General features: G+C 53.2%; 24 protein-coding genes and 1 pseudogene. 11 read left to right on the plus strand and 14 right to left on the minus strand.

Going from position 1 to position 25,564, the window contains the following annotated elements:
- Positions 1-89: 89 nt before the first annotated feature.
- Positions 90-617 (plus strand): DUF4136 domain-containing protein, encoded by a 528-nt coding sequence (locus tag E1N14_RS16835; RefSeq protein WP_025011379.1) that lies wholly within the window; start codon positions 90-92, stop codon positions 615-617.
- Here E1N14_RS16835 and E1N14_RS16840 read toward each other — a convergent pair.
- Entirely contained in the window at positions 608-2,074 is a 1,467-nt protein-coding gene (locus tag E1N14_RS16840) for an AAA family ATPase (RefSeq protein WP_062793815.1), read from the minus strand. The two genes, E1N14_RS16835 and E1N14_RS16840, sit on opposite strands and share 10 nt — an antisense overlap.
- A gap of 184 nt (positions 2,075-2,258) precedes the next feature.
- On the opposite strand from E1N14_RS16840, the gene purT reads away from it, so the two are divergent.
- Complete coding sequence (gene purT, locus E1N14_RS16845; protein WP_025011378.1) at positions 2,259-3,434, plus strand: formate-dependent phosphoribosylglycinamide formyltransferase; 1,176 nt, start codon at positions 2,259-2,261, stop codon at positions 3,432-3,434.
- 11 nt (positions 3,435-3,445) lie between these two features.
- Positions 3,446-3,994 carry a class IV adenylate cyclase gene (cyaB, locus tag E1N14_RS16850; protein ID WP_025011377.1) on the plus strand — a complete coding sequence of 183 codons (549 nt, stop codon included), beginning with the start codon at positions 3,446-3,448 and terminating at the stop codon, positions 3,992-3,994.
- A gap of 16 nt (positions 3,995-4,010) precedes the next feature.
- Here cyaB and E1N14_RS16855 read toward each other — a convergent pair whose 3' ends face one another.
- The 5 genes from E1N14_RS16855 to E1N14_RS16875 form a co-directional block, all read right to left on the minus strand.
- A complete protein-coding gene (locus E1N14_RS16855; protein ID WP_062793816.1) occupies positions 4,011-4,964 on the minus strand; it encodes a D-2-hydroxyacid dehydrogenase in 954 nt (317 codons plus the stop codon).
- Positions 4,965-4,985: 21 nt separating this feature from the next.
- Positions 4,986-5,600, minus strand: coding sequence for an outer membrane beta-barrel protein (locus E1N14_RS16860; RefSeq protein WP_062793817.1), 615 nt, complete (start codon positions 5,598-5,600; stop codon positions 4,986-4,988).
- 58 nt (positions 5,601-5,658) lie between these two features.
- Positions 5,659-6,432 carry a co-chaperone DjlA gene (gene djlA / locus E1N14_RS16865; RefSeq protein ID WP_025011376.1) on the minus strand — a complete coding sequence of 258 codons (774 nt, stop codon included), beginning with the start codon at positions 6,430-6,432 and terminating at the stop codon, positions 5,659-5,661.
- An 84-nt stretch (positions 6,433-6,516) separates the two neighbouring features.
- Positions 6,517-7,200 carry an N-acetylmuramate alpha-1-phosphate uridylyltransferase MurU gene (gene murU / locus E1N14_RS16870; RefSeq protein WP_025011375.1) on the minus strand — a complete coding sequence of 228 codons (684 nt, stop codon included), beginning with the start codon at positions 7,198-7,200 and terminating at the stop codon, positions 6,517-6,519.
- Positions 7,197-8,243, minus strand: a complete 1,047-nt coding sequence (locus E1N14_RS16875; protein WP_025011374.1) for an aminoglycoside phosphotransferase family protein — start codon at positions 8,241-8,243, stop codon at positions 7,197-7,199. Before E1N14_RS16875 ends, murU begins: the two co-directional genes overlap by 4 nt.
- A 159-nt stretch (positions 8,244-8,402) precedes the next feature.
- Between E1N14_RS16875 and lptD the strand changes: the two genes are divergently transcribed.
- The 7 genes from lptD (at position 8,403) to E1N14_RS16910 (ending at position 17,342) form a co-directional block, all read left to right on the plus strand.
- Positions 8,403-10,715: an LPS assembly protein LptD gene (gene lptD / locus E1N14_RS16880; RefSeq protein WP_025011373.1), complete on the plus strand. Its 2,313-nt coding sequence runs from the start codon at positions 8,403-8,405 to the stop codon at positions 10,713-10,715.
- 114 nt (positions 10,716-10,829) lie between these two features.
- On the plus strand, positions 10,830-12,134 hold the full coding sequence (surA, locus tag E1N14_RS16885; protein ID WP_028781628.1) for a peptidylprolyl isomerase SurA: 1,305 nt from the start codon (positions 10,830-10,832) through the stop codon (positions 12,132-12,134).
- A gap of 5 nt (positions 12,135-12,139) precedes the next feature.
- Positions 12,140-13,126: a 4-hydroxythreonine-4-phosphate dehydrogenase PdxA gene (pdxA, locus tag E1N14_RS16890; RefSeq protein ID WP_025011372.1), complete on the plus strand. Its 987-nt coding sequence runs from the start codon at positions 12,140-12,142 to the stop codon at positions 13,124-13,126.
- Between the two features lie 15 nt (positions 13,127-13,141).
- Positions 13,142-13,948: a 16S rRNA (adenine(1518)-N(6)/adenine(1519)-N(6))-dimethyltransferase RsmA gene (rsmA, locus tag E1N14_RS16895; protein ID WP_025011371.1), complete on the plus strand. Its 807-nt coding sequence runs from the start codon at positions 13,142-13,144 to the stop codon at positions 13,946-13,948.
- 59 nt (positions 13,949-14,007) lie between these two features.
- Positions 14,008-14,388 (plus strand): Co2+/Mg2+ efflux protein ApaG, encoded by a 381-nt coding sequence (gene apaG / locus E1N14_RS16900; RefSeq protein WP_025011370.1) that lies wholly within the window; start codon positions 14,008-14,010, stop codon positions 14,386-14,388.
- A gap of 13 nt (positions 14,389-14,401) precedes the next feature.
- Positions 14,402-15,223, plus strand: a complete 822-nt coding sequence (locus tag E1N14_RS16905) for a symmetrical bis(5'-nucleosyl)-tetraphosphatase (protein WP_025011369.1) — start codon at positions 14,402-14,404, stop codon at positions 15,221-15,223.
- Positions 15,224-15,320: 97 nt separating this feature from the next.
- A complete protein-coding gene (locus E1N14_RS16910) occupies positions 15,321-17,342 on the plus strand; it encodes a methyl-accepting chemotaxis protein (protein ID WP_062793818.1) in 2,022 nt (673 codons plus the stop codon).
- 260 nt (positions 17,343-17,602) lie between these two features.
- Here E1N14_RS16910 and E1N14_RS16915 read toward each other — a convergent pair whose 3' ends face one another.
- From E1N14_RS16915 to E1N14_RS16925, 3 genes and pseudogenes are all read right to left on the minus strand, one after another.
- Positions 17,603-18,037, minus strand: a complete 435-nt coding sequence (locus E1N14_RS16915) for an energy transducer TonB (RefSeq protein ID WP_025011368.1) — start codon at positions 18,035-18,037, stop codon at positions 17,603-17,605.
- Positions 18,038-18,122: 85 nt separating this feature from the next.
- Positions 18,123-18,476, minus strand: coding sequence for a hypothetical protein (locus E1N14_RS16920; RefSeq protein ID WP_025011367.1), 354 nt, complete (start codon positions 18,474-18,476; stop codon positions 18,123-18,125).
- Positions 18,477-19,229: 753 nt separating this feature from the next.
- A pseudogene (locus E1N14_RS16925) lies at positions 19,230-20,279 on the minus strand (transposase).
- A 57-nt stretch (positions 20,280-20,336) separates the two neighbouring features.
- On the opposite strand from E1N14_RS16925, the gene E1N14_RS16930 reads away from it, so the two are divergent.
- The gene (locus E1N14_RS16930; RefSeq protein WP_263858746.1) at positions 20,337-20,657 is read left to right on the plus strand and encodes a transposase; all 321 of its coding nucleotides are present in this window, start codon (positions 20,337-20,339) and stop codon (positions 20,655-20,657) included.
- Positions 20,658-20,679: 22 nt separating this feature from the next.
- On the opposite strand, the gene E1N14_RS16935 is transcribed toward E1N14_RS16930, so the two are convergent.
- From E1N14_RS16935 to folA, 5 genes are all read right to left on the minus strand, one after another.
- Positions 20,680-20,949: a hypothetical protein gene (locus tag E1N14_RS16935; RefSeq protein WP_025012170.1), complete on the minus strand. Its 270-nt coding sequence runs from the start codon at positions 20,947-20,949 to the stop codon at positions 20,680-20,682.
- A 66-nt stretch (positions 20,950-21,015) separates the two neighbouring features.
- Positions 21,016-21,408, minus strand: a complete 393-nt coding sequence (locus E1N14_RS16940) for a hypothetical protein (protein ID WP_025012171.1) — start codon at positions 21,406-21,408, stop codon at positions 21,016-21,018.
- A gap of 587 nt (positions 21,409-21,995) precedes the next feature.
- A complete protein-coding gene (locus E1N14_RS16945) occupies positions 21,996-22,367 on the minus strand; it encodes a nuclear transport factor 2 family protein (RefSeq protein WP_025012069.1) in 372 nt (123 codons plus the stop codon).
- 2,169 nt (positions 22,368-24,536) lie between these two features.
- A complete protein-coding gene (locus tag E1N14_RS16950) occupies positions 24,537-24,926 on the minus strand; it encodes a DUF3718 domain-containing protein (protein ID WP_025012068.1) in 390 nt (129 codons plus the stop codon).
- A gap of 132 nt (positions 24,927-25,058) precedes the next feature.
- Entirely contained in the window at positions 25,059-25,541 is a 483-nt protein-coding gene (gene folA, locus E1N14_RS16955) for a type 3 dihydrofolate reductase (protein WP_025012067.1), read from the minus strand.
- Positions 25,542-25,564: the final 23 nt, after the last annotated feature.

A 25,564-nucleotide genomic window follows, 5' to 3' on the forward strand; every position in this document is an offset into this window, starting at 1 on the left:
AAAGGCGATTTTTTATCCACTTCTTGCACTGACGGCCGCTTTGGCACAAAGTCACAGGGTAAGGTATATCCCTTCACGGAGGACAAGCGATGAAATTCAGGACACTCTTGCTGCTGTTACCCCTGCTGCTGACAGCCTGCGCCCAGCAGCCGAAACAAGACTACGACCCAGGATACAGCTTCGCCAAGCTACAAAAGTTCACCCCCCTGCCGATTTCCAGCAGTGATGATCCCCTGAGCGCCGAGCGGATCAATCAGGCGATTGTCGACACGCTGAAAAGCAAACAATTTATCGAAGTCACCGAGTCAGCGGACTTCAAGGTTTCCTTTGCCTTTCGCACTACAGATAAGCCGAAAGACAAGGGCCTCTCCATCGGCCTTGGCAGCGGCACCTGGGGATCTGGCGGTGGCATAGGCGTGGGCACCAGTGTGGGTGTGCCTCTGGGAGCCGATGCCAAACTCCAGACCATACAAATCGATATCATAGAGGCCACCAGCAACCGCCTCATCTGGCGCGGCAGCGATCAGTTCAGCTTCAGCGATGGCGGCGAAGGTAAGGCTCAGGCAACCCGGGAAACCGTGATGCGGATCCTGAGCCAGTTTCCGCCTCAACCGTGAGCCATCACAGTGCGGCCGTTGGCCCATTGACGCAGGGCATTGAGCTTTTCGGCCATCACCACAGATAAGGGGCGGGTCCGACTCAGGGCATCGAGCAGCCAGGCCTGGTTGGCCTCCTGCCCAGCTGCCCTCGCGGCATAACGGGCGGAAATAACCGCCTGCTCTATCTCGGCGCCGGAGAAACCTTCACTGGCGCTTGCCAGACTCGCCAATTCCAGCGCGGCTGGATCGATATTGCGCTTGCGGCAGTGGATACGGAAGATCTCCTCCCGGGTGGAGCTGTCCGGCAGGTCGACAAAAAATATCTCATCCAGGCGTCCCTTACGCAGCAGCTCGGGGGGCAGCGCGCTGATATCGTTGGCGGTCGCCACCATAAAGACTTCGGACTTGCGCTCTGCCATCCAGGTCAGCAGGGTGCCGAGGATCCGCTTCGAGGTGCCTTCATCGCTGTTACTGCTGCCCAGCCCCTTTTCAATTTCATCTATCCAGAGCACGCAGGGCGCCATCAATTCGGCCATCTCCAGCGCTTTCTTGAGGTTGCGTTCCGTCTCGCCTATGTACTTATTGTAGAGTCCGGCCATATCCAGGCGCAGCAAAGGCCGCTGCCAGATCCCGGCCACCGCCTTGGCCGCCAGGCTCTTGCCGCTACCCTGCACCCCGAGCAGCATCACTCCCTTGGGCGTATCGAATGATTGCGCATCGCTGCCAAGGCGCCTGTGGTTCAGCCACTCCTTGAGTCTGGAAAGCCCGGCAACATCGGCAAAGTCACAGGTGTCGTACTCAAATTGCAGCACACCTTCCATATCCAAAAGCTCAAACTTGGCCTTGTTGACCACGGGAATATCCGAGTGACACAAGGCACCATCATCCCAGATGGCCTTACGGGCAAGACGGCGGGCATCGGCATGGCTCAGACCGCGAAGATTACCGGCAAGCAGTGGGATCACGGCTTCATCGAGACGATTCAATACCCCTTTGGCTCGGGCCAGGCGCGCTTCCTCTATAATGAGGTTTTCCAACTGGGCCTGCCCTGGCATGGAGAGGGAGAAATGAGCGCAGTATCGGCTCAGTTCAGGGGGCACATCAAAGGCGTGGCTGACCATCACCAGGGTGTGCTGCAAGGTTTCGTGCTCAAGGGCAATCTCCTTGATCATTCTCACGTTACGCGGCGCATCGACCACATAGGGGTGAAAGTCACAGAGCACATAGATCCCCTGCTGCTGGCTGGCCTTGATGTGCGCCAGAATATCGGTCGGTTCGGCATTGAATTTCTGCACCCCGACTTCCCTGTCCAGCCGCTTGAGCCCCTGGGTAACACTCCAGCCATACAGGGGCCGCATCAGCACACCGGCCACTCGTTTGAGCAGCTCTAGTACCCTGGGCTCCTCATACGTTTCAATTATCACCAAGGGCGTACCGCCCCTGAGCACCCCGGTTAAGTCTTTGACATCCTGCATTCTGGCTTCCCGCACGATAATAGCGGACTTAAGAATAACAAAGTTTCAACATCCGCCACAGCAGCGCAAGCAGTGATCCAGCGCACAATTTATCAAGCCTTCCGCCCAAGCCGATTGCCAAAGGGTAAACTAGCAAAAAAATCCGCTGCCACAGGCAGCTACAATAACCAAAGGTACCCACACTATGTTAGGCACTCCCCTTAGCCAAGGCGCCGTGCGCGCCATGCTGCTCGGCTGCGGCGAACTGGGCAAAGAAGTTGCGATTGAACTGCAGCGCCTGGGCGTCGAAGTCATTGGCGTCGACCGCTACCCCAATGCCCCTGCCATGCAAGTCAGCCATCGTTTTCATGTGGTGAACATGCTCGATCCCGAGGCGCTGCGCGCCGTCATCGAGCTGGAAAAACCCCATCTGGTCATTCCGGAAATCGAAGCCATAGCCACAGCAACGCTGGCAAAGATGGAGGCCGAAGGTCTGAAGGTGGTGCCCACCGCCAGAGCCACCCAGTTGACCATGGACAGAGAAGGCATTCGCCGTCTGGCAGCAGAGACGCTGGGGATCCCCACCTCGCCCTACGTCTTTTGCGACACTGAGACAGAATTCAATCAGGCGGTGGCCCAAATAGGTTTGCCCTGCGTGGTCAAGCCTGTGATGAGCTCATCGGGCAAGGGCCAGAGCGTGATCCGCGAGCAAGCCCAGATAGCCGCGGCCTGGGAGTATGCCCAGCAAGGTGGCCGCGCCGGTCAAGGCCGGGTGATAGTCGAAGGTTTTGTGCCTTTCGACTACGAAATCACCCTGCTCACCATAAGTGCAGTCAACGGCATTCATTTCTGTGCGCCTATAGGCCACAGGCAGGAAGACGGTGACTACCGCGAATCCTGGCAGCCACAGGCCATGAGCCAAGCGGCCCTGGAAAAGGCACAACAGATAGGCGCCAAAGTGGTTGAGGCGCTCGGCGGCCACGGTTTGTTTGGGGTAGAACTCTTTATCAAGGGCGATGAAGTCTACTTCTCTGAAGTCTCGCCCCGGCCCCACGACACCGGCATGGTGACCCTGATAAGCCAGGATCTGTCCGAGTTTGCCCTGCACGTGCGTGCCATTCTCGGATTGCCGATCGCCAATATCCGCCAGCACGGCCCCAGCGCTTCGGCTGTGGTACTCAAAGAAGGCGACTCAGACAACCTGCGTTACACAGGCCTTGCAGCAGCGCTGAGCGAAGCCGACACCCAGCTGCGACTGTTCGGCAAGCCGGAGATCCATGGTCGCCGCCGTCTGGGAGTTGCCCTGGCAAGGGATCTGGATATTCAAAGCGCCATAGACAAGGCGCTGCGCTCTGCCGCCAAAGTAGAAGTAATTTTTTAAAAGAGACCGCCATGAGCCAGCATTTTCAGGGTAAGTATGAAGTGGAACTCAAGTTCCGTCTGAATGAATCTTGCAGCAAACAACAACTGCTTGAGCGCATCAATGCCATGGAGCATGAGTGCATGTTTGCCGATAATCAGGAGGACGACTGCTACTTCGATACCCCGGATGGTCAACTGGCCGCGGCGGACAAGTCACTGTGCATCCGGGAGATGCAGCCATCCAACAATCTGCTGTGGATCCTCAAGGGCCCGGGAGCGGATTGCTGTGAAGCGGTCAATATCTCGGATGCCGCCAGGGCCCGCAGCATGCTCAGCGCCATGGGCTATGTGCCGGTGCAGCGGCTGCAAAAACGCCGCAGCATCTACTTTATCGGCAAGTGGCATATGACACTGGACAGCCTGGCGGGGCTCGGCGATTTTGCCGAGCTGGCGATCATGACCGACGATAGCGATAAGCTGGAGCAGCTTCGCAGCGAGCTTTGGCAACTGGCGGCCCGGTTCGGGCTGACCCAAGCCATGTTGGAGTCCCGCTCCTATCGGCAACTGTGCAACAGTTAAACTCGGTTAATAGCGTCTAAACCTGGTTAACTGAGTCTCCGCCAATAAAGGCGCGCAGATTGTCCACGGCAATATCCAACAGCTTCTGCCTGGCTTCTATTGTCGCCCAGGCATTGTGCGGACTTATGCTGACTCCTTTGGCATTGAGCAAGGGGTTATCCGGCTTGGGAGGCTCACTGGAGAGCACATCCACTCCGGCCCGCAACTTGCCCTGATTGAGAGCTGTGGCAAGCGCAGTTTCATCCACCAGCCCGCCACGGGCGGTATTGATCAAGATCACCCCGGGCTTTAACAGCTGCAGCGAGTCTTGATTGATCATCTTCTCGGTCGCCGCTGTCAGCGGGCAGTGCAGCGAGATCACATCGGCTTCACGATACAGCTGCTCCAGTGGCGCCCAGCTGATGCCTTCGGCCAGGTCATGGCGCTCGGTTCGGGTATGCAGCAGCACCCGCATCCCCATCGCCCTGGCAATATTCGCCACCCGCGAGCCTATATCACCATAACCGACTATTCCCATCACCTTGCCCGAGAGTGACATCAGCGGTGACAGAGTAAAACAGAAGTCGGCGCACTGGCTCCAGGCCCCCGCCACCACCGCTTGGTGGTGCTGCGCCACTTGTTGGGTGTGATACAAGAGATGGGCAAAGACCATCTGCGCCACCGCATCCGGACCATAGCCAGGCACATTGGTGACTGTGATGCCAAGGTCGCCGGCGGCCTGTAAATCAACCACATTGGTACCCGTGGCAAGAATGCCTACGTACTTGAGCCCGGGCAGCGCCGCCAGTTGCTGCGCCCCGAGCACTGTCTTGTTGGTGAGCAAAACATCGGCGCCTTGGGCGCGCTGCAGCACAAGCTCCGCCGGGGTTCTGTCATAGACGCTAAGCTCCCCAAGCGCCTTGAGTGGCGACCAATCGAGATCGCCAGGATTGAGACAAAAGCCATCCAGAACCACTATTTTTAAGCTCATACTCACCTCTTTATTGCCTGCTCAGAAACGGTATCTTAACCCCAGATTGGCCTGCCCCTGCCACAGGGTATCGCCCTTGATATGCCATAAGCACTGATTGGCATCGCAAAACAGGCTGCTGTCGCTGTTTATCAGGGTCGCATAGCCGCGCACATCGGCAAACAGGGATAGCTGCTCCAGCAGTTGATAATCCAGCCCCAGCCCAAGCCCCATGGAAAAACGGGTTTCGTTGCTGCCAAGCTCGGGACGCAATTGCGTCAAACCGGCACTGGCGGTGACATAGGGCCGCAGCTTGTATTTGGGAAAATAGAGCGTGCCCCCCAGATGCAGATAATCGACGCTGAGGTCCATCAGCTTGTCAGTGCCCGGGAAACCGCTGCCACTGAGCTCTGTGCCCTGATGGGAGTAAAGCAGATACATGTCACCCGGCTCTGACGTCGTCAACCCCAACATAAAGCCAAAATGACCGGCCTCGGTAATATCCGCACTACTGTTGTTATTAACCGTGCTTTCGCTGGACCTATAGTCCAGATCATTGCCGCCAAAGCTGTAGCCGCCAAACGGCGCAACAAACACTTCGGCATGAGCCTGGCCGCTCAGGGCCAATAGCAAGGGAATTGAATAAGCAAGTTTCATGGCGCTCTCCTTGGGTGAACCCTCTTTAACAGCATGAGCCAACACCCAAGGGCGAGGCTCAGCGCATTCCTCTACTGCTCTTGACCCTGTCGTAAGCCGCCTGAATATCCTGAGCCTTACGCTTGGCCAACTCCATCATCTCTTCCGGTAAGCCCTTGGCTACCAACTTATCCGGATGGTGTTCATTCATCAATTTGCGATAGGCGCGTTTGATGTCCTGATCGCTGGCGGATTCTGACAGCCCCAAGACTTCATAGGCATCGGCAACCGACGGTCTGTGATCGCCGGGAGCTTGTTGAAAACGCAGCTCCGCCTGCCAACGCTTGAGCAGTTCATCGAGCTGAAAGCTGCTGAATCCCAGCTCTCTGGCAATCACCTGCAGTATTGCATATTCCTTGTCCTGCAGCTCACCGTCAGACAGGGCTGTCTGGATTTGAATTTCCAGAAACATCTGCTGCACTTCCCGGCGACCAAAGGTGATGCGCCGAAAGCGGCGCAGGCTGGCTTCCAGTTCAAAGTCCGGCTCCTTGCCCTCGCGAAACGCCTGCTGGGCGTCTTTTCGTGCCGTGCCGCTGAGGCGCAGCATATCCATCAGACTGGTGGCCATGCGGATATCATTTTCGGTCACCCGCCCCGAGGCCTTGGCGATATGCCCCATAACGGCAAAAGTGGTGTTGAAAAACTGTGCCTGCCGACTGCCTCCCGGGAGGCCCTGAGAGGTCGCCATCCGCTTGTCATATAGATGCCCAAGCCAGATCCCCAGTAAGGCACCGAAGAAACGCCCGAACATAAAGCCGATGACACCGCCGAAAAATTTACCCCAAATACGCATCTGTTATCCCATAGTGCGCCCGTGCTTGGCCGGGCCAATACTCAATCTTGAACTGTCTTGTCTTATCCGGTTGCGGGCTCGTGGTTAAACAGCCCCTTTCGCCTGCCTCAGCTCCAGCTGTTGCAACCTGTCCAGTGTGCCGACATCACACCAGTAACCCGTGAAATGACTGCCACTAATAAGCCCCTGCGCCATCTTTTGCCGCAGCAGCGGTGCCAAGGCAAAATGTGTCTCTGCTACCCCATCGAATAACTCGGGGCGATATATTCCCACCCCGGAGAAAGTGTATCTGGGCGCGCCCCTGTCACTGACCCGCGAATAGCCGAATGTTTGCGGCAGCAAGGCGAAGTCTCCCTCGGGATGCTGCGCCGGGTTATCCACCAGAAACAGGTGCGCCAGAGTATCTGCAGCCAAATTGGGCAGCTCAGGCATGGCATCGATAAACACATCGCCGTTAATCACCAAAAAAGGCGCGTTGCCAAGTAGCGGCAGGGCTTTTTTGATCCCGCCGCCGGTTTCCAGCGCCTCAATCTCACGGCTGTAATGAATCGTCACGCCCAAACGGCTGCCGTCTCCCAGGCGTTCAATCAGTTTGTCTGCCTGCCAGGCGCAATTGATCACCAACCCAGTCACGCCCATGGCGGCCAAACGTTCAATGTGATACTCAATCAAGGGCTTACCGGCCACTGTCACCAGAGGTTTAGGCAGCTTGTCGGTCAAGGGGCGCAGACGCTCCCCTCTGCCGGCTGCCAGAATCATCGCCTTCATTTGTGCTCCTGTGCCTCTGCTTGTGGTCGGGACTGTGATTGTGACTGTTGTTGAGTCAGCGGCAATAACCTCTGCCTGACCCAGGAGGAAAGCGCCTGCAACTGAGGATAACGCTCGCAGATATCGGCCACATAGCCGAGTGTAAGCGGTATATCCTTGAGATAACCTGACTTGCCATCTCTGTGGTGCAAACGGGCAAAGATACCCGCCGCCTTCAGGTGTCGCTGCACTCCCATGAGATCGAACCAGCGACTGAAGGTGGCAAAATCAACATCTTTGCCAACCAACCCAAGCTCGCGACACTGTTCAAAGAAGGCTTTGAGCAGCGGCTCGACTATCGCATCCGGCCAACGTATATAGCAATCTCTCAGCAGCGAGACTGCATCATAGGTCACAGGCCCCAACACGGCATCCTGAAAATCTATTACCCAAAGCTTACCCTCTTTAAGCATCAGATTACGGCTGTGAAAGTCCCTGTGCATGCCGACCTGGGGTTGCGCAAGCGCGCTGGCAGTCAAAATAGCAAAGCTTTCAGCCAACATAGTATGTTCAGCGGCTGTCAGGGAGACTTGCCAGTGTTTATCCAGCAGCCACTCGCTGAAAATCGCCAGCTCGCGTTCGACAAAGGCCGCATCATAGTCCGGCAAGGGGCCAAGCTCACTTTCCCGCACCGCCGCGATATCCGGCAAAATCGCCAGCGCCTTGAGATACCAGTCACTCACATTGGTTTCGGTCAACTCGGGCAACAACAAGTTATCGCCAAGGTCCTGCTGCAGAATAAAGCCCGCTTCCTCATTGAACTCAAGCACCTTGGGCACCCGAATGCCCGCTTGGTGATACGCCCGCGCCAAGGCAATAAAGGGCTTGTTATCCAATAAGTTGGGAGGAGAGTCCGTGACTATGTAATCACAACCATCGACATTGAGACGAAAATAACGCCTAAAGCTGGCATCACCGGAAATCAGCTTGGCTTGCAAGGGCTTACCGAAAAGTTGCTGCAACCAGCACGACATGGAAAGAAATCTGGGATCAGACAAGGTCATCTCATGGCTCTTGACGAAAAATTGCTTTATTATACCGAGGTAAAAAACAGGAAACAGCCAATAAATACAGAGTTTTTTATGGCTGCGTTGCCCGAGGCAGGATGCAACTTTTCCCTCCGAAACTTGTCCAGACAAAGAAATCTAAATAATTGACCTAAGATGCAGATCCGATATTTTCTGGCATTGAGCCTTTTACCTCCCCTGACGCTGGCTGAAACCCTTCCTCAGGAGGGCGGCAACAACGCTCAATGTGTTATCTTGCCTCCGGTTCCCTATCATCAGGATGGGGAAAGCAGCGGCCCTTTGGCCGATCAAAAAATACAGATCCATTCTGACGCCTCCTCGGCGCAATTGGGACGCGAGGCGACCTTCGAAGGCAATGTGACCTTTTCTCAGGCCGGGCGCAAAATTTCCGCCGAAAGAGCCACGGTCAACCAGCAGGAGCAGCAGTTAACCGCTCAGGGCAACCTGGTGTTTCAAGACCCACTGTTTACCGTGACCGCCGACTCGCTGATGGCGCAGATGCGTTCCAACAACGCCACCCTGGAAGGCGCTCAGTACTGGCTCCACGGCCAGCAAGTTCACGGTGACGCCCAGAAACTGGAAATTACCCAGAACAACAACCTGGTATTGAACAACACCAACTTCACCACTTGCCCACCGGATAATGTCTCCTGGCTACTGGAAGCCGAGAAGATCAAAATCGACAGCAAGGAAGAGTGGGGGGAGATCTGGGATGCCAAACTCAGAATAGGTGGCGTGCCGGTATTCTATATTCCCTATATGACAGTGCCGGTTTCGGAGAAACGCAAGACAGGTTTCCTGTTCCCCAGCTTCAGTTCCAGCACCACCAACGGGATCGAAATCGCCACCCCGTTTTATTGGAACATAGCGCCTGAGTACGATCTGACCTTTACCCCGCACTATATGTCGTCGCGGGGCTTGTTTACCAAGACAGAATTCCGCTATCTGCTGGGCGATCCCGGCGACCGGCAAACGCCTACCGGCCAGTTCAACCTCGAATATCTGGGCAGCGATAACATGCTCGATGGCAGCCCCAACCGCTATATGTATCACTGGGAGCACAGCGATGCCCTGGATGAAAACTGGCGGGTGCTGGCCAACTATACCGATGTCTCGGACAACAACTACTTCAACGATCTCAAGTCCGATGTCAATCGCGCCACCGACAACCAGTTATCCCGGGTTGGCGAAATCGCCTACTTCACCGACAACTGGGACTTCAGTGCCAGAGTGCAGGACATCAAGGTACTGGGCAAGGAAGAGCGTCCTTATCAGGTGATGCCACAGCTGAACTTCAACTACCGTACCCCCGGGGTGTGGGAAGGCCTAGATTTCAGCTTCGCCTCCGAGATAACCAACTTCCGTCATAAAGAAGATATTTACACTACCGCCAGCCGGGTACATATGGAGCCCAGCATTCGTCTGCCAATCCATGGCCCGGCGGGGTCGCTGACCAGTGAAGTCAAGCTGATGCAGACCAACTACTGGCAGCACAATATTCAGCAGCCCGAGTTGGATGACAGCGTCAGCCGTACCTTACCTCAGGTGAGGGTTCACGGTCAGATAAACTTCGAGCGTTATACCGAATACTTCAACCAGAACTACCGCCAGACGCTGGAGCCCCAGTTCCAATACCTGTATGTCGGCTATGAAGATCAGTCCAATATCGGTCTCTACGACACAGGTGAACTGCAGCAGGACTATTTTGGCCTGTTCCGCGACCGCCGCTTCTCGGGTCTGGACCGTATCGCCGATGCCAACCAATTGACTCTGGGTTTGACCACCCGACTGTTTGATGAGCGTAACCTGGAACAGCTGAAATTCAGCCTGGGCCAGATCATCTACTTCGACGACAGTAAGGTCAGCCTCTATGAGAATGAACTCACCGAGCAGCCGTCCACTTCGGTACTGGCCGCCGAGCTGGATGCCAGAATCTACAAAGACTGGTTTGTCAGTGGTGCTATTCAATACGACACCCGTTATAGCTCCAACAAGAAGAGTGAAGCAACCCTGGACTACCGCCCCGGCCCCAACAAGCTGCTGCAATTCAGCTACCGTTACGTGCCGGATCTGCTCAACAGCAACACCAATGACAGAGTGGATATCTCCCAGGCCGGTGTCCGTACCACCTGGCCAATTACCGACAGCCTCTATTTTGTCGGCAACTGGTATTACGATCTCAAAGAGGAACGTTCGGTGGAAACCTATACCGGCTTCCAGTACGAGTCATGCTGCTGGGCAGTGCGTCTGAGCTACCACTACCGTATCAAGACCAACTACGAGGACGACCTCAAGAATGCAGTGCTCAACGAGCGTGAGATGTTCGAAACCGGCGTCTACCTCAACTTTGTGATCAAGGGCCTCGGCGGCTCAGGTCCATTGGGGGTCAGTGACATGCTGGATGAAGGTCTGTTCAACTACCGCAAACCACTTTATCTGAGGAATTAATCAAGATTTGTGGTAGATTGCTGAACCTCGGACGGGACAGAGAGTCCAATCTGGACAACCCAGGCCGCTGCCATCGGCGGCCAACGAAACGAAAATGTGGCAAGGATTTTGTGGATGAAACCCTGTAAGAAACTGATTTTTGGATTTTTTGCTCTAGTCATGAGCCAGGCTGCCCTGGCAGCACCACAGCTGCTGGATCGCGTTGCAGTGCAGATCAACGACGGCATAGTGCTGGAAAGCGAAGTCCAGAACATGGTCGACACTGTTAAGGCCAACGCCAAGGCCGCCGGCCAGAGTCTGCCTTCGGATCAGGCGCTGCGCACTCAGGTTATTGAGCGTTTGATCCTCACCCGTCTGCAACTGCAGATGGCCGACCGTATCGGCCTGCATATCGGGGATCTGCAGCTGGACCAAACCATAGAAAACATTGCCAAGCAACAGAACATGACTGTCGCCCAGATGCGCGCCGAAATTGAAGCCGATGGCAGCAGCTTCAGCCAATACCGCGAGCAACTGCGTGAAGAAGTAACCATAGGCGAGATCCAGCGTATTCAAGTACAGCGCCGAATTCAGGTTTCACCCCAGGAAATCAATAACCTGGTGAAGCTGATCAAGGAACAGGGCCTGAAAGACGTGGAATACCAGGTTGGCCACATTCTGATTGAAGTGCCTTCCAACCCCACTTCAGAGCAACTGGAAGGAGCCAGCAAGCGTGCCAATGCCGTGCTGGAGCGCCTGAAATCCGGTGCCGACTTCCGTGAAACCGCCATTGCTTCTTCCGCCGGTCCCAAGGCGCTGGAAGGCGGTATCTGGGATTACATGAACATCAATGAGATGCCTACCCTGTTTGCCGAAGTGATCACAGATGCCAAGAAAGGCGACATCATAGGCCCTATCAAGAGTGGTGCCGGTTTCCATATCATCAAGATCATGGACGCCCGCGGCCTGCAGACCAAAGAAGTCGAGGAAGTCAGAGCCCGCCATATCCTGCTCAAGCCGTCACCGATCCTGTCTGAAGACAGAGCCAAGGCGATGCTGCAGCAGTTCCTCAAACAGATCCGCAGCGGCGAAGCCAAGTTTGAAGATCTGGCGCGTCAGTACTCGGAAGATCCCGGTAGTGCCACCAAAGGCGGTGAGCTGGGTTGGGCCGATCCCGGCATTTATGTGCCCGAGTTCGCCCAGACACTCAACAGCCTGAAGCAGGGTGAAATCAGTGAGCCGTTCCGCTCAACTCACGGCTGGCACATCACTCAGCTGGAAGAGAGACGCAAAACAGATGCCACAGATCAGTTCAATACCAACCGTGCGCATCAGTTGATCTTCCGCCGCAAATTCAACGAAGAGTTACAGAACTGGCTGGACGAAATGCGGGCCGACGCATACATTGAACTCTTCGACCCAGAAACTGACAGAGGTTAAGTCGCTTGGACATTAAACGTATTGCCATTACCCCCGGAGAGCCTGCCGGCATAGGCCCGGATCTGGTAGTACAGCTGGCGCAGCGCGACTGGCCGGCCGAGCTGGTTGTGTGCGCGGATCCTGCCTTGTTGCAGGCGCGCGCCAAGATGCTGGGGCTCAGTCTCCAGCTCAAGCCTTACCAGCCAAGCCAAGCGGCCAAGCCACAGCAAGCCGGTAGTTTGACCATAGTGCCCTTCCCCATGGCCTGTGAGCCTCGCTGCGGCGTGCTCAATGAGCAAAACAGCGCCTATGTGGTCGACACCCTGCGTTATGCGGGTGAGAAGAATATGAACGGCGAGTTTGATGCCGTGGTGACAGGTCCGGTACACAAGGGCATTATCAATCAGGCCGGGATCCCATTCTCCGGCCATACCGAGTTCTTTGCCCATCAGGCCGGTTGTCAGGATGTGGTGATGATGCTCGCCTGCCCCGGTCTGCAGGTAGCCCTGGTGACCACTCACATTCCACTGGCTTACGTTTCCAAAGCGATCACCCGTGAACGCCTGCATCAGATCATCAGGATACTGCACCAGGATCTGGTGAATAAGTTTGCCCTGGACAACCCCAAGATTTATGTCTGTGGCCTCAACCCCCATGCCGGTGAAGATGGCCATCTGGGACGAGAAGAGCTGGATGTAATCATCCCGGCGCTGAACGAGCTCAGAGAGCAGGAGCAGATGCGTATCATAGGCCCTCTGCCTGCCGATACCCTGTTCCAACCCAAGTATCTGCAAGATGCCGATGTGGTGCTGGCCATGTACCACGACCAGGGCCTGCCTGTGCTCAAGTCACAGGGCTTTGGCAAGTCGGTAAACATCACTCTGGGCCTGCCCTATATCCGCACTTCGGTGGATCACGGCACGGCGCTGGAACTCTCAGGCACAGGCAAGGCCGATATCGGTAGCTTCGTCTGTGCACTCAACAAGGCCATAGAACTGGCCGGCAAAAACTGATCCAACTGAGTATCAATGAGCAATAAAGTACACTTAGGCCATACCGCCAGAAAACGTTTCGGACAAAACTTCCTGACCGATGACAATGTGATCAACCGTATTGTGGCGGCTATCGCCCCGGATAATGAGCATGTCATGGTCGAAATCGGCCCGGGTCTGGCGGCCCTGACCGAACCTGTGGCCAGTGCCATAGACAAGCTGACCGTGGTCGAGCTGGACAGAGATCTGGTAGAACGCCTGAAGCAGCATCCTGTGCTGAAAGACAAGCTGGAAATTCATCAGGGCGATGCCCTGCAGTTTGACTTCAACAAACTCATGGTCGAGGGCAAGAAGCTCAAGGTCTTTGGTAACCTGCCATACAATATCTCCACGCCGCTGATGTTCCATCTGTTCGAATATGCCGAGCAGATCACCAACATGCACTTTATGTTGCAAAAAGAGGTGGTGTTGCGGCTTTCAGCCAGCCCGGGCAGCAAGGCCTATGGCCGCCTGACTGTCATGGCCCAATACTATTGCCAGGTAGTGCCGGTACTGGAAGTGCCTCCGGTCAGCTTCACGCCGCCACCTAAGGTCGATTCCGCCGTGGTGCGTCTGGTACCCTATGAAACCAAACCCTGGCCGGCCAAAGACGTTGCCATGCTCGGCAAAGTAACCAGCACCGCCTTCAACATGCGCCGCAAGACCCTGAGAAATAACCTCAAGGGGCTGCTTGATGATGCCGATTATGAGACTCTGGGAATCGATCCCGGCCTCAGACCCGAGCAGATTAGTGTCGAGCAGTATGTTGCCATCGCCAACTTGCTGAGCGACCGTCAGGCGTAACATCCGGACGCCGGGCGGCGTCCTTCCTTTCCATCAGAGATTTTGGCCAGGAACTTAAGATGAATCCCCAGAAAAGCCGTATCAGAGTCGAGGTACAGACCCAGTACATAGAACACCAGTCTGCGCCGGATGAAGACAAGTATCTTTTCAGTTACACCATCACCATTATCAATCTGGGTGATGAGGCGGCGACCCTCAAGAGTCGTCACTGGGTGATCACTGATGGCAATGGCCAACAGAGCGAGGTTCAGGGCGCCGGTGTCGTCGGTGAAACCCCGAGGATCAAGCCCAATACTGCCTACCAATACAGCAGCGGCACAGTGCTGGAAACGCCGCTGGGCTTTATGGAAGGCCGTTACCTGATGGAAACCGATGCGGGCGAGAGTTTCTACGCCCAGATCCCTCCTTTCCGCCTGGCCGTACCCGGCCAGGTACACTGATGGGCAGATAACAGTGGCTCACTATTTTGTCGGCGATATTCAGGGCTGTTTCAACGAGTTGCAACGCCTGCTGGAGAAAGTCGATTTCAATCCCTCCAAGGACGAACTTTGGGCGGTCGGCGATCTGGTCGCCCGCGGTCCGGATTCTCTCTCGACCTTGAGATTCTTCCGCGATCTCGGCGGTTCGGCCAAGTCGGTACTGGGTAACCATGATCTGCATCTGCTGGCGGTCAAGGCCGGGCTCAAACGCGCCAAACCCAGCGACAAGCTGCAACCACTGTTGGAAGCCGCTGATATCGACAGCCTCATCGACTGGGTTAGAACCCAGCCCCTGATGCGCGAACTGCCCGAGCACAAACTCATTATGACCCATGCGGGCGTGCCGCCCCAGTGGGACATCCAAACTTTACGCCAGGAAGCAGGCGCCGTCAGCCAGGCATTGCAAAGAGCCGACTATTTAGACAGTCTCATCGCCAGGATGTACACAGAAGAGCCGGAAGATTGGTCCGGTGAGCTCAGCGGCCTGCCCAGACTCAGGTACTGTATCAACGCCCTGACCCGGATGCGTTACCTCTATCTCGACGGCACGCTGGATTTCAGCTGCAAGGTGCCGCCGGCCAAATGTGAAGACCCCAATCTCAAACCCTGGTTTTTATTCCCATCCAACACCGCTGACTACACCCGGGTCTTTGGCCATTGGGCCGCGCTGATGGGCAAGGTCCAAGGCGAAAGACTGCAGGCGCTGGACACCGGCTGTTGCTGGGGAGAATACCTGACACTCTGGCACCTGGAATCAGATCAAAAAATTACCCAACCTAGGTTAAAAAAAGGTTAAACTTAGCAGACGTTGGCCGATAACCATCTGGTAACGTGCCCATGAAAACTAAAAGATTTTTCCCAAGAGAAAAACCATAACCTTTCCGGAGTAGCCTATGAAGTTGAATGTAGCGACCCGAGTCATAGCAGGGTTTGCCGTAGTCACCCTGCTATTGATCCTGCTTGGTGCTGTTTCCTGGTTCACCAACAATGAGCTGAAAAACACCACCGAAGTTCTACAGCAACTGAGTATCCCGGCACTCAAATCAACCGGCGAGCTGGGTGAAACCCTCAGCGAACAGCAAAGGTTGGTTCTGGTGGGTTACCATGTCACCAAGGCCAATAAACTCCCGCCTATCCAACAGCAGTTTGCCAGTCAAAAGCAAAACTTCAAGGCGCAATTTGCCAGTCTGTCAAAGCTGGTACAGCAAGAGCCCGGGCTCAAGGAGATCCTGCCCCAGGTAGAGCGCAATTATCAGGCCTTTATCAACACCAGCGAACGCATGATGGCCGACCACCTCAGCGCCCTGGAGCAACAGGAAAGCCTCAATAAACAGCGGGATCAGTTGGAAACAACCGCTGATGATGCCGCCAGTCTGCTGCTGGATCTGATGGATCTGGAACAGAGCCAGGACACGACTGAGCGGGAGATTGCCGCTTCCGCCGCCGCTCTGGACAGCAATGTCACCAATGTGATCAGCACTGTTTACGATCTGGTCGCCACCGAAGAGCGCAGCAAGTACGAAATCATAGTCAAAGAACTTAGCTATATCATCAATGAAGCCGAGGCCAAGCTGGAGTACATCAGTCGCCATGGCGCCGGTGTCATCGATGCCGACGTGCTCAACGAAATGAACAGCGAGCTTGGCAAACTCAGCCAACATCTTAAGGGCAAAAACTCCATTCAGGCCCAGAAAGCGACCCAACTTGAGCTCAAAGCCAGTACTCAAGTGGCGCTGAATCAAGTGGAAACCGACAAGAAGAACGTCAATCAGGCAATGGGGGCTCTTTCCGGTGCCATCGAAACCCTGACCAACGAGATTAACGCCAAAACCCTGGCCAGTATCGACTCGGCCAGTATGCAGACCCTATTGGTGGTACTGGTGGCGATAGTGGTTGCCATAGCTGTGAGTATTGCCGTGGTGAAACCACTGACCGCCTCACTCAACCGTATCAATCAGGCATTGAATATCCTAGCTTCCGGTGACTTGACCCATAAGCTGGATGACTCTGGTCAGGATGAGTTTGCCGAGCTTTCCCGCAACTGCAACCGCCTTATCGACAGTCTCAGAGGTCTTATTCGCGGCATTTTGGATAGATCCAACCAATTGGCAGCCGCCGCCGAACAAACCTCGGCGGTTACCTCACAAACCACTATCGGGATCCAGGAGCAGAAGAGCCAGGTGGATCAAGTGGCCACGGCTACCACAGAGCTGAGCTCCAGTGCCCAGCAGGTATCCCACAGCGCCGACCACGCCCTGAACCAAATTAAACAGGCCGATGAAGAAGCCCAGCATATGCGGATGATTGCCGAAGAAAACCGCCGCACTATAGAAGCGCTGGCCGAAGAAGTCGCCAAGGCGGGGCAAGTGATCAACAAGGTGCATTCCGACAGTGATGCCATAGGCTCGATTCTGGATGTTATTCGCGGCATTGCCGAGCAGACTAATCTACTGGCACTCAACGCCGCCATCGAGGCCGCCAGGGCCGGTGAACAGGGACGCGGCTTTGCCGTTGTGGCCGATGAGGTACGCAACCTCGCATCCCGCACCCAGGAGTCGACCCAGGAGATCCAGCAGATGATCCAGGTGCTGCAAACAGGCACCCAAGAGGCGGTCGCTGTCATGGAACAAGGCCGCGCCCAGGCCAACTCCTGCGTCGCCAAGACAGAGCAAGCCAATCAGGCTCTGGAAGCCATCAGCGAATCTGTTCATCAGGCTTTCGATGCCGGAACCCAAATCGCCAACGCCGCTCAGGAACAGAACCTGGTCAGCCAGCAGGTTTCAGAGAAACTGGAACATATTGCGCTGATATCGGAAGAAACCGCCTCAGGCGCAGATCAGACCGCCCAATCCAGCCACCAGGTAGCGCAACTCGCCGAAGAGTTGCAGGCTTCGGTTGGCGAGTTCAAAGTCTAATCTTAAAACCATCGGCCGTCTTCCCCAAAGGTTTTGTCGTGGGGACGACGGCCGACATAGCTTTCAGCTCAAAATAGCCAAATAACATTGATTGGGCTTCCGGTGACGGATGTTTCATTGCCTGCAGCGGGGATAATGCAGTGAAGAACAGGATGAACACTGCAAGCGAGGGGGCAGGCTAAAATACGGAACGAAGTGTCAGCTCTGGTCTGAACTAATACAATTTAATTGTCCCGCTAACTTGATTTATTCTGTGAACGCTATTCACATACCATAGTTGCCTGTTGCTTACATTTTGAGCGTGACTCTGCTTCTGAACTACCACCCATACAAAAATCTAACCTTAACAGCTTTTCTTCACTTACTGGCGTTTTGTCCTCTGCTAGCTTCCAATGCCAGTCTTTAATTACGTCAGTTGCTGGCTTTGAAATGGTCTTTTTAGGCACAGAGCTTATGAGAGTGATACTCTCGGTTGAACCGTTTTTATCGACTGTGACCTTAAATACTCCGCAACCAGCTACACCTTTCATTGCTAACTCAACGGGATAGCGAGGCATGAATTCCTTGTCTCGAAGCCAAGTGCTTTCCGTTTTTGTTGGTTCCAAATAGGTTAATTCTACAGAGGCATAGTTACTGGCAGCGAGTGTTCCAGTAGACAAAAAACAGATGGTGAAAAGTAAATTTTTGTAGTTCATAAAACCTTCCTTAGTGAGTTCACATAAAGGCAAAAACAGCGGTGCGCTCAACCCTCAGGGCAATGCTACCTTTGCTTTGTTATGCTTATTTGGTTGCAGACCATGTAACGTTACTTTCTTTAATACCAAGACCCTGTTTGAATTTGACAGGAAACTCTAGGCTAGGTTTGCCAACCCAGCCACGCTCTAAATAGAGATTGTATCCGTCACCATTCTGTTCGTATCGAACGGCTGAAAGCCATATTCCATCCCAATCGCCCAAGAACTCTAAATCTCTAAGGCTTTTGGGGTATACACCATTTCTAAGTTTATGAAGCTCAATTATTGACACCGCGGAAACGAAGTTTTGTGTTCCAAACTTTTCATCAGCCCCCGGCACTTCAAAGTTACACCCGCTCAGGAAACCAACAAGTACAATAATCGCGATTAATTTCTGCATTAATTAGAGTTCCTTCGATGGATTTTAAACATAACGCTTTAAACAGCGAAAAACACACGCGCTTAGGCCGCTTTTGGCCTGCTGGTGGTTTTCCGATGATTTAACTTGTTATAAGGCAAAGTTGAATACCAAGTACAAAATGAAAAAAAGTATTCCCCATAGTGCCTGCTTAAAAGCCATTTTTGTACCAGTGATTAGCGGAACAAGCTCTGTTCGATACAACGAGTAATTCTCAGGCTTCCCAAACAACATCCCAAAGTACTGCTCGAAGTAACTTAGTTGATCGCCTATTTCTCGCACAAACTTCCTATTTCCTCCGTGAGCTTTTTGAGTCAGTTCATGTAACTTCAGGCACGCCCTGAACCATAGATAGAAGACTACTGAAAATAGGGATATAAAGATGAACTCAGTCACTTAAGCTTGCCTTATAACAGCTGTATAGTGCGCATGCGCGTTTTAGTCCTAGGAGGAGTGTAAACGCGCATCGCTATCTGTTTGTATTCGCTGGATATAATAGAGTTTAGTCTAAAAATCAAGCCACCCATTATAAAACAATAACCTAATCTTCTTTCTGTCTATGTTCAAGCACCGTTAGGGGATTTGAGCACACTAAGGTCGAAAGATATCCGTGAGATGCAGAGGCTTGATGAAATCGAACCTATTTCACGCAAAAATGCGAGATTTGAGCCGTGCTAGCCCCACCCATGGTTCAGGGGGTTTCAATGACTGCGGTTGAGATAAATAGCGTGGGGTTCAGGCCGTTTGAAAGTACTGACAGTTGGTTGCAAAATGTCGTCGTCGCTTCTCCAAGTGTTCGCAGTAACAGCTGAGCTCTTGCAAGGTGCCTACCGGCCCACGAAATAGTCTTCCAAACTCAGTGGTAAGCTTGAGCCAGTTCTCATGAGGGATATTCAACCGCGTCAGCAGCTTGGCACTCTTTTCACCTATCGCGCCATGTTTATCATCGCGAATACAGCGCCCGGTATCATCCACCAATTCAAGATAATCCTTGAGCCCAAACGCAATACCACTGCGCTGGTTATCGCATTCATTGCCAATAAAGGGCAGTAGCTTGGCGGGTTGTTCGCATTTCAATGCTGCCTGAATACGTAGTCGAATGCTGGTATGTGCCGACTGCTCAGGCGTATCGGCCATCTTGGCTCTGATGGGATTGAGGTCAACGTACGCCATACAGGTTAACACCGCGGCTTCATCGAGTAAGGCTTGCGACTTAAATCTTCCTTCCCACAAATTTATCCGGAATAAATTTGAACAGCTTTAGCTGGCCCGCAGGGAGAGCGCCAGGGATGGCGGCGAATAGAATCGGCCGGTACAGTTATCCTCCTGATTGGCTTGACGCGCTATGGGTTCGTTAAGACAACGCATGAACCAGCTGATGTCACATAACCTACTGCGATAAATCGCGATAGTATGCTTCAGCCTAGGGACTTCATACGCTTCAATCAGCTCACCCTGGGCGAATTTGCGGGTTAACTCGTCACCTTTGAACAACTTATGCCATTGCTCAAGCACTTCTCTATCTGTCCATCGGTTTGCTGTCTCTATATCGATATGCAACACCAGATGCAGATGATTACTCATGATGGCAAATGCCGCCACATCAATGGCAAAAACAGCTTCCAGTTCAAACAATAACGATTCCACCCAACCACGGCGGTGGTCATAATTCTTGCCCGAGTAGGCATCATCACCACACAGAAAGGCTCGCCGTACCACGCGGCTGCAACAATGGTAGTAAGGCGTATCTTCAAGGCTGATTTGAGTTCGGCGAGGGCGCGGCATAATAACCTCCTTGTTAAATGCTTAAACAAAGCATAGTCGGAGGCTAACTACCGCGCCATTAACGCAGGGTGTCCATTTTTTCTGTCCTTTTTTCTCGTCGCCCCTATTACACGTGAAAGCGGACGCTACAAAGGGAAACGAGTCATCCAAGGAGGCCGCGCACAGGTGAGAACCGTTTTGTACATGGCCATGATGTCAGCCATGCAATGTAACCCTGTTTTCAAGGACACTTACGCTCGATTACTCGAAGCTGGAAAACCAAAGAAAGTGGCGATTATTGCTTGCGTTCGCAAGATGGTGGTCATCCTAAACTCTATGCTTCGAGATGGCATCATGTGGGACCAAAACATCGCCCAAAATAAAGGATTGACGCCATAGTCGTTTGTTAGTACCCGTAAATCTAGTCATCCGGGTATTCGGATAGATAAAGCTTTAAGCCAAGCTTTACCATGATGGACATGGCGCGAACACTTAAAATTGCACCGCCACCAAGTGCATTTGGGCGCATACTGAAACCGATATCCGCAATGTAGTCTGCCTTAGGCAAACTCTCTTCTTGTGCTACCAGCCATTCCTCTAGGCAACGTATTTGTAAGGGTAGCTCCCAGTCATCTGCTGCCAACTTGGCTATTTTCACGTTGTCAGATTCACGCTTGATGTATATTGGCAAGGAGAACTCCATTTTGAGCACTAACGCTGTGGACACGCACTTGTCGCGTGCTCTGCCTTGTTATGCCTAGTCGCCAAGCTGTAAACCACAGGGGCGCCCCTCCTGGAACTGAACTACAATTATTGCATCGTCCCAACCAGAGAGACCGAACCCAAGATCAAACCGGCTGTCTTTGATATAACTAGTGAAGCCATCAAACACCAGGCTTCCATTGCCTCTCATGAAGCCATCGATATCTTCGCTTTCGATGTATGCTGTAGCCTCGATCTTTATTCGATCTAATTCAGCCAAAATGCTCTTGGCCTGAGTAAGCGCATGGACGTTGGGTCCATCCTTCTCCCCTTCTACATCTATCAGAACGTTGCCGGCGGGCACGCTTGATTCACCATGCCACATACCAGAAATGTAGCTTAGTTCACCAATATCCTTATCTACATACCTGCGATTCTTCCAGAACACTGGTTTTCCCTTTGTGCATAGACATAATGATTCCCTGTGCTGGTGTCGGCCTCCGTGTTTTCTCGTGGATTAGTTAAACCAGAGCCACACTGCTTGTTGATCCAATAGGCAAACAATCACAGGAGGCCGACATGTCTAAAGCTAACACACTTTTTATCGGGTTGGACGTATACAAGGAGACCACTGACGTGGCCTGGGTTTCTGATAAGTCTGCTGAGACTGTGCATTACCATGGCACAATCCCAACCAACCAACCTGCGTTCATTCGATAAACTCATTAAAAATCAAACAGCCAAGACCAGTAAAATCTGTGCTATCTATGAGGCTGGTCCCTGCGGCGAACACAAGTAATGCGAATAACCAAACTCGCTCGGCTCTATTAAAAAGAGTGCAAGGTCAACCGCCGACACTTACTCGCCAAAGTCCGACTGTCAGAGTGTCCTTACCGGAGATTTTTGGGTCTCCGGTAAGGACACTCTGACCTATTTGACAAAGGGAATCATATCAACGCCCGCCACAAATGCGAGCAACTTGTTGCGAGTCGAGCCACGCAGTGGCGTTTTGGTGGCGATTGTTAGGGCAACAAGCTAGAACGGAGCGCATGTTGTCCCTTGATGATAAATCATTTGCCACTGACCGATCGTACTCCGACGCCAGATTGAACACCTATGTGAATAAGTTGGCGATGGATGATCAATTTTTGACATCTTCGCTTTGTATAACAACTGAGCACAGTCCAGGCCAAACATTCGTAACTCATAATTACTTGCGGTTATTTCAGGCGCAACCTCAGTTGGTAAACGCGCCAATACATTTGCCTTCCCAAATCGCAAACCTGAAGCACCAATTTCAATAAAGTCATCAGAGATTAGCTGAACGAGCTCACTCGAAGAACTTCGTACATCAGGCTGGAAAAGATGCTCCTCCAACTCGATTAATATTTCCATCAAGTTTTTCATTGGTGCTCCATATGCCCTAACAGCTATATAGTACGCATGCGCGTTTTAGTCCTCGGAGGAGTGTAAATGCGCATGCGCGGTTTCCAAACCTATTATCTACCAACTGTATTTTTTAAGCTTATGAATTTAATACTATTTTCTAAAATGTTACAGAAATAACGCGCAAACTTAGCTGCAAATTTCCGGCATTTTGCCCGGAACGTCAATAATACTGTATAAAAACCAGCTCTGAGGTGCTTGTCATGAGCGCGCCAAGCCCTGCAGCTAAGGGCCTTAAAACCAAGGGCCCTACAACTCAGGCCCGACAAAAAACGTTAAGTAAAGCTATGGCTACCGCACGGGTCCAAACTCTGTTCGTCCCTGTATTCCGCTGAAAACGGAAAAATGCTACTGCTTTCGGCCTTAAGCTTAAGGAAGTGCTAAAACTAAGCGTTTGAATTGGTTATACAATAGCCAGCATTGAATGTTAAAACAATTAGCCAAAGGTCAAGTTTTGACAAAGGCAACAAAACCCTGATTTAGGTTGTTTTTGCAACAGAATTGACTGGGTGTTTGCATTATTCTCTGTTTTTGACAGTCATAGTCCCACCTAGTACTGGCCGAGCTTCCGGCCACGGTGTAGCTAATCACCTGCGGTGCGCCTTTCGCACAGGCGATCCTGTGACACGGCGTGAATACGTCCATGTAGCCTCGACGAAAACGTCCCTGTTTTCGACGGTCACAGTTTCGCCTGTGCCTGAAAATGAGGTGTATGCCTGCAGATCTTTCAAATGGTTCAAGCTACTCAGGGCTAACAGAATTGCACTAATTCCCCCCTCGGTGTCGCCGAAAGCCGTTGGCGCAAATAACGTGGCTGAGGCATGGATGCCGAAGCAGCGCCAGTCGAATCAGGGATGAGCGTCTGAAGCGGTAGTTATTTGCGCCATTAGGCCGAGGGGCTTTCGACACCGTGTGGGGGCGGCAAGGGAGATCCAAGAGGGGATTGCTGCAGATCCTCTCTTGGTCGGGTGTGGGGCGAAGCTCCACGACTTTAGGCCGCAGGCACAGCGGCTATCATGGTTTTAAGCCAAAACTCATCAATAAACTAGGTCTTAGCTTCTGGCTAAGCAGCTGCCCATCACCTGCGGTGCGCCTTTCGCACAGGCGATCCTGTGACACGCTGCGAGTACGTCCCAGTAAGCTCTGCCTCGCCATCCCTGGCTCGGAAGGTCACAGTTCCACCTGCGCCTGGAAAATGGGTGTATGTCTGCAAACTCTTCAGATGTTTCAAGCTACTCAGGGCTAACAGGGTCGCACCAATTTCCCCCTCGGTGTCGCCGACAGCCGTTGGCGCAAATAACGTGGTTAAGCAGCAGCCAATCACCTGCGGTGCGCTTTTCGCACAGGCGATCCTGTAACTCGCTGCGAGTACCTCCTTGTAAGCTCTGCCTCGCCATCCCTGGCTCGGAAGGTCACAGTTCCGCCTATGCCTGGAATATGGGCGTATTTCTGTGGGCATATAGGTAGCTTCAAACAAGTTAGTTCTCACAGAATTGCACCAGTCCCCCTCGGTGTCGCCGAAAGCCGTTGGCGCAAATAACGTGGCTGAGGTATGGATGCCGAAGCAGCGACAGTCGAATCAGGGATGAGCGTCTGAAGCGCTAGTTATTTGCGCCATTAGGCCGAGGGGCTTTCGACACCGTGTGGGGCGGCAAGGGAGATCCAAGAGGGGATTGCTGTTGATCCCTTCTTGGTCGGGTGTGGGGCGAAGCTCCACGACTTTAGGCCGCTGGTACAGCGGCTATCATAGCGTTCAGCTAAAAGTTCCTAAGTTAGTACTGGCCGAACTTCCGGCCATGGTGTAGCCCATCACCTGCGGTGCGGATAGGCAGGAAGCCTGAATGCAGTGAAGGACAGGACGTCCGGGAACTGCCTTCCGCACAGGCGATCCTGTGACTCGGCGAGAGTTGCGCAGCAACATGTTTTCGAGCGCGAACCAAGGATGGAAAGCTGACCATTGTGCATGGAGGCATTTACACCACGACTTCAGGGCGTTCAACAACGGTTCTCGCACACCTGCTGTTCGGAGCAAGAAAGCAATGGGTTTCCAAAACCCGAGTTTTATAGCGTTAGATAGCAAAAGCCGGGATTAAACCCGGCTTTTATATCGAGCGAAGAAAGATACTAGCCTCAGCTACCGAGACGCTCTTTGATGGCTTGGGTGATAATACTGGCACCAAAACCATTGGCTTCGGCCCAGTCGACTATGCTCTTTCCATCGGCTTCCGCCACTTCCAGTTCGGTCTTTGACAAGCGCTTGGCAATAAACTCGCCGGTATCTTCGGCGTTGCTGTGATAGGCGGTGCGCAGCAGGCTTTCGCCGTCACAGGAGATCCCAGAATAGATGTTACGCAACTTCATCCGGTTCTCTTTCAGCTTCTTGCGCAGGCGGTTTTTGTCGTTGGATTTGACGTAATCACAGATACTGGCAGCCAGTAGATCTTCGGCTTTAGCAGTTGAGGGGACTGACACTGAGGATACAGCAATCAGCGCAGCAATGGCCACGGGCAACAGACGCATCTGACACTCCTTTTTGTAATTGTTATTAATGCCAAGAGTCCTCAGCAAACGCATCTGCTGAGGACTCTTGGCATAAGGATCGGCTCGTGGCTGGCGCCACTCACGTTTCAGGGTTCAAAAGTCCGTCACAATTTAACATTTTCTCACCATATTGATAAAGCGAAAATCCAACCCTTTTACACTATGGCCACTTTCCTCGTAAATTTGCTGCCAACTGCCATCGTCCCATTCGGGAAAGCGAGTGTCCCCTTCCACTTGCAAGTCTATCTCTGTCAGATACAGCGTATCGGCTTGAGGCAGAATTTCCCGGTAGAGCTGGCCGCCGCCTATCACCACCAGTTCTTCGCAGTTTCCGGCCGCTTCCACAGCCTCTTTGAAGGAAGAAACCCGGGTAACACCTTCCGGGGCATAGTCGCTCTGGCGGCTGATCACTATGTTGTGGCGCCCGGGCAGAGGACGACCTATGGATTCGAAAGTCTTACGTCCCATCACCACCGGCTTTCCCAGAGTCATCTGCTTAAAATGACGCAGGTCTTCCGGCAGATGCCAGGGCATTTGGTTATCTTTACCTATGACTCTGTCATGGGCCATGGCGGCAATCATGGCGATGCGCATATACGCTCCTTGTTATTATTGGA

It is taken from the genome of Shewanella algae, assembly GCF_009183365.2.
GTDB classification, from domain to species: Bacteria; Pseudomonadota; Gammaproteobacteria; order Enterobacterales; family Shewanellaceae; genus Shewanella; species Shewanella algae.

Coding starts and splice junctions, on each gene's coding strand:
- E1N14_RS16910 (WP_062793818.1), top strand. CDS start 15,321: ATGAAGTTGAATGTAGCGACCCGAGTCATAGCAGGGTTTGCCGTAGTC.
- E1N14_RS16855 (WP_062793816.1), bottom strand. CDS start 4,964: ATGAGCTTAAAAATAGTGGTTCTGGATGGCTTTTGTCTCAATCCTGGC.
- E1N14_RS16860 (WP_062793817.1), bottom strand. CDS start 5,600: ATGAAACTTGCTTATTCAATTCCCTTGCTATTGGCCCTGAGCGGCCAG.
- apaG (WP_025011370.1), top strand. CDS start 14,008: ATGAATCCCCAGAAAAGCCGTATCAGAGTCGAGGTACAGACCCAGTAC.
- cyaB (WP_025011377.1), top strand. CDS start 3,446: ATGAGCCAGCATTTTCAGGGTAAGTATGAAGTGGAACTCAAGTTCCGT.
- E1N14_RS16920 (WP_025011367.1), bottom strand. CDS start 18,476: ATGCAGAAATTAATCGCGATTATTGTACTTGTTGGTTTCCTGAGCGGG.
- E1N14_RS16915 (WP_025011368.1), bottom strand. CDS start 18,037: ATGAACTACAAAAATTTACTTTTCACCATCTGTTTTTTGTCTACTGGA.
- E1N14_RS16840 (WP_062793815.1), bottom strand. CDS start 2,074: ATGCAGGATGTCAAAGACTTAACCGGGGTGCTCAGGGGCGGTACGCCC.
- E1N14_RS16945 (WP_025012069.1), bottom strand. CDS start 22,367: ATGAAAAACTTGATGGAAATATTAATCGAGTTGGAGGAGCATCTTTTC.
- purT (WP_025011378.1), top strand. CDS start 2,259: ATGTTAGGCACTCCCCTTAGCCAAGGCGCCGTGCGCGCCATGCTGCTC.
- surA (WP_028781628.1), top strand. CDS start 10,830: ATGAAACCCTGTAAGAAACTGATTTTTGGATTTTTTGCTCTAGTCATG.
- folA (WP_025012067.1), bottom strand. CDS start 25,541: ATGCGCATCGCCATGATTGCCGCCATGGCCCATGACAGAGTCATAGGT.
- E1N14_RS16950 (WP_025012068.1), bottom strand. CDS start 24,926: ATGCGTCTGTTGCCCGTGGCCATTGCTGCGCTGATTGCTGTATCCTCA.
- lptD (WP_025011373.1), top strand. CDS start 8,403: ATGCAGATCCGATATTTTCTGGCATTGAGCCTTTTACCTCCCCTGACG.
- E1N14_RS16875 (WP_025011374.1), bottom strand. CDS start 8,243: ATGACCTTGTCTGATCCCAGATTTCTTTCCATGTCGTGCTGGTTGCAG.
- murU (WP_025011375.1), bottom strand. CDS start 7,200: ATGAAGGCGATGATTCTGGCAGCCGGCAGAGGGGAGCGTCTGCGCCCC.
- djlA (WP_025011376.1), bottom strand. CDS start 6,432: ATGCGTATTTGGGGTAAATTTTTCGGCGGTGTCATCGGCTTTATGTTC.
- rsmA (WP_025011371.1), top strand. CDS start 13,142: ATGAGCAATAAAGTACACTTAGGCCATACCGCCAGAAAACGTTTCGGA.
- E1N14_RS16835 (WP_025011379.1), top strand. CDS start 90: ATGAAATTCAGGACACTCTTGCTGCTGTTACCCCTGCTGCTGACAGCC.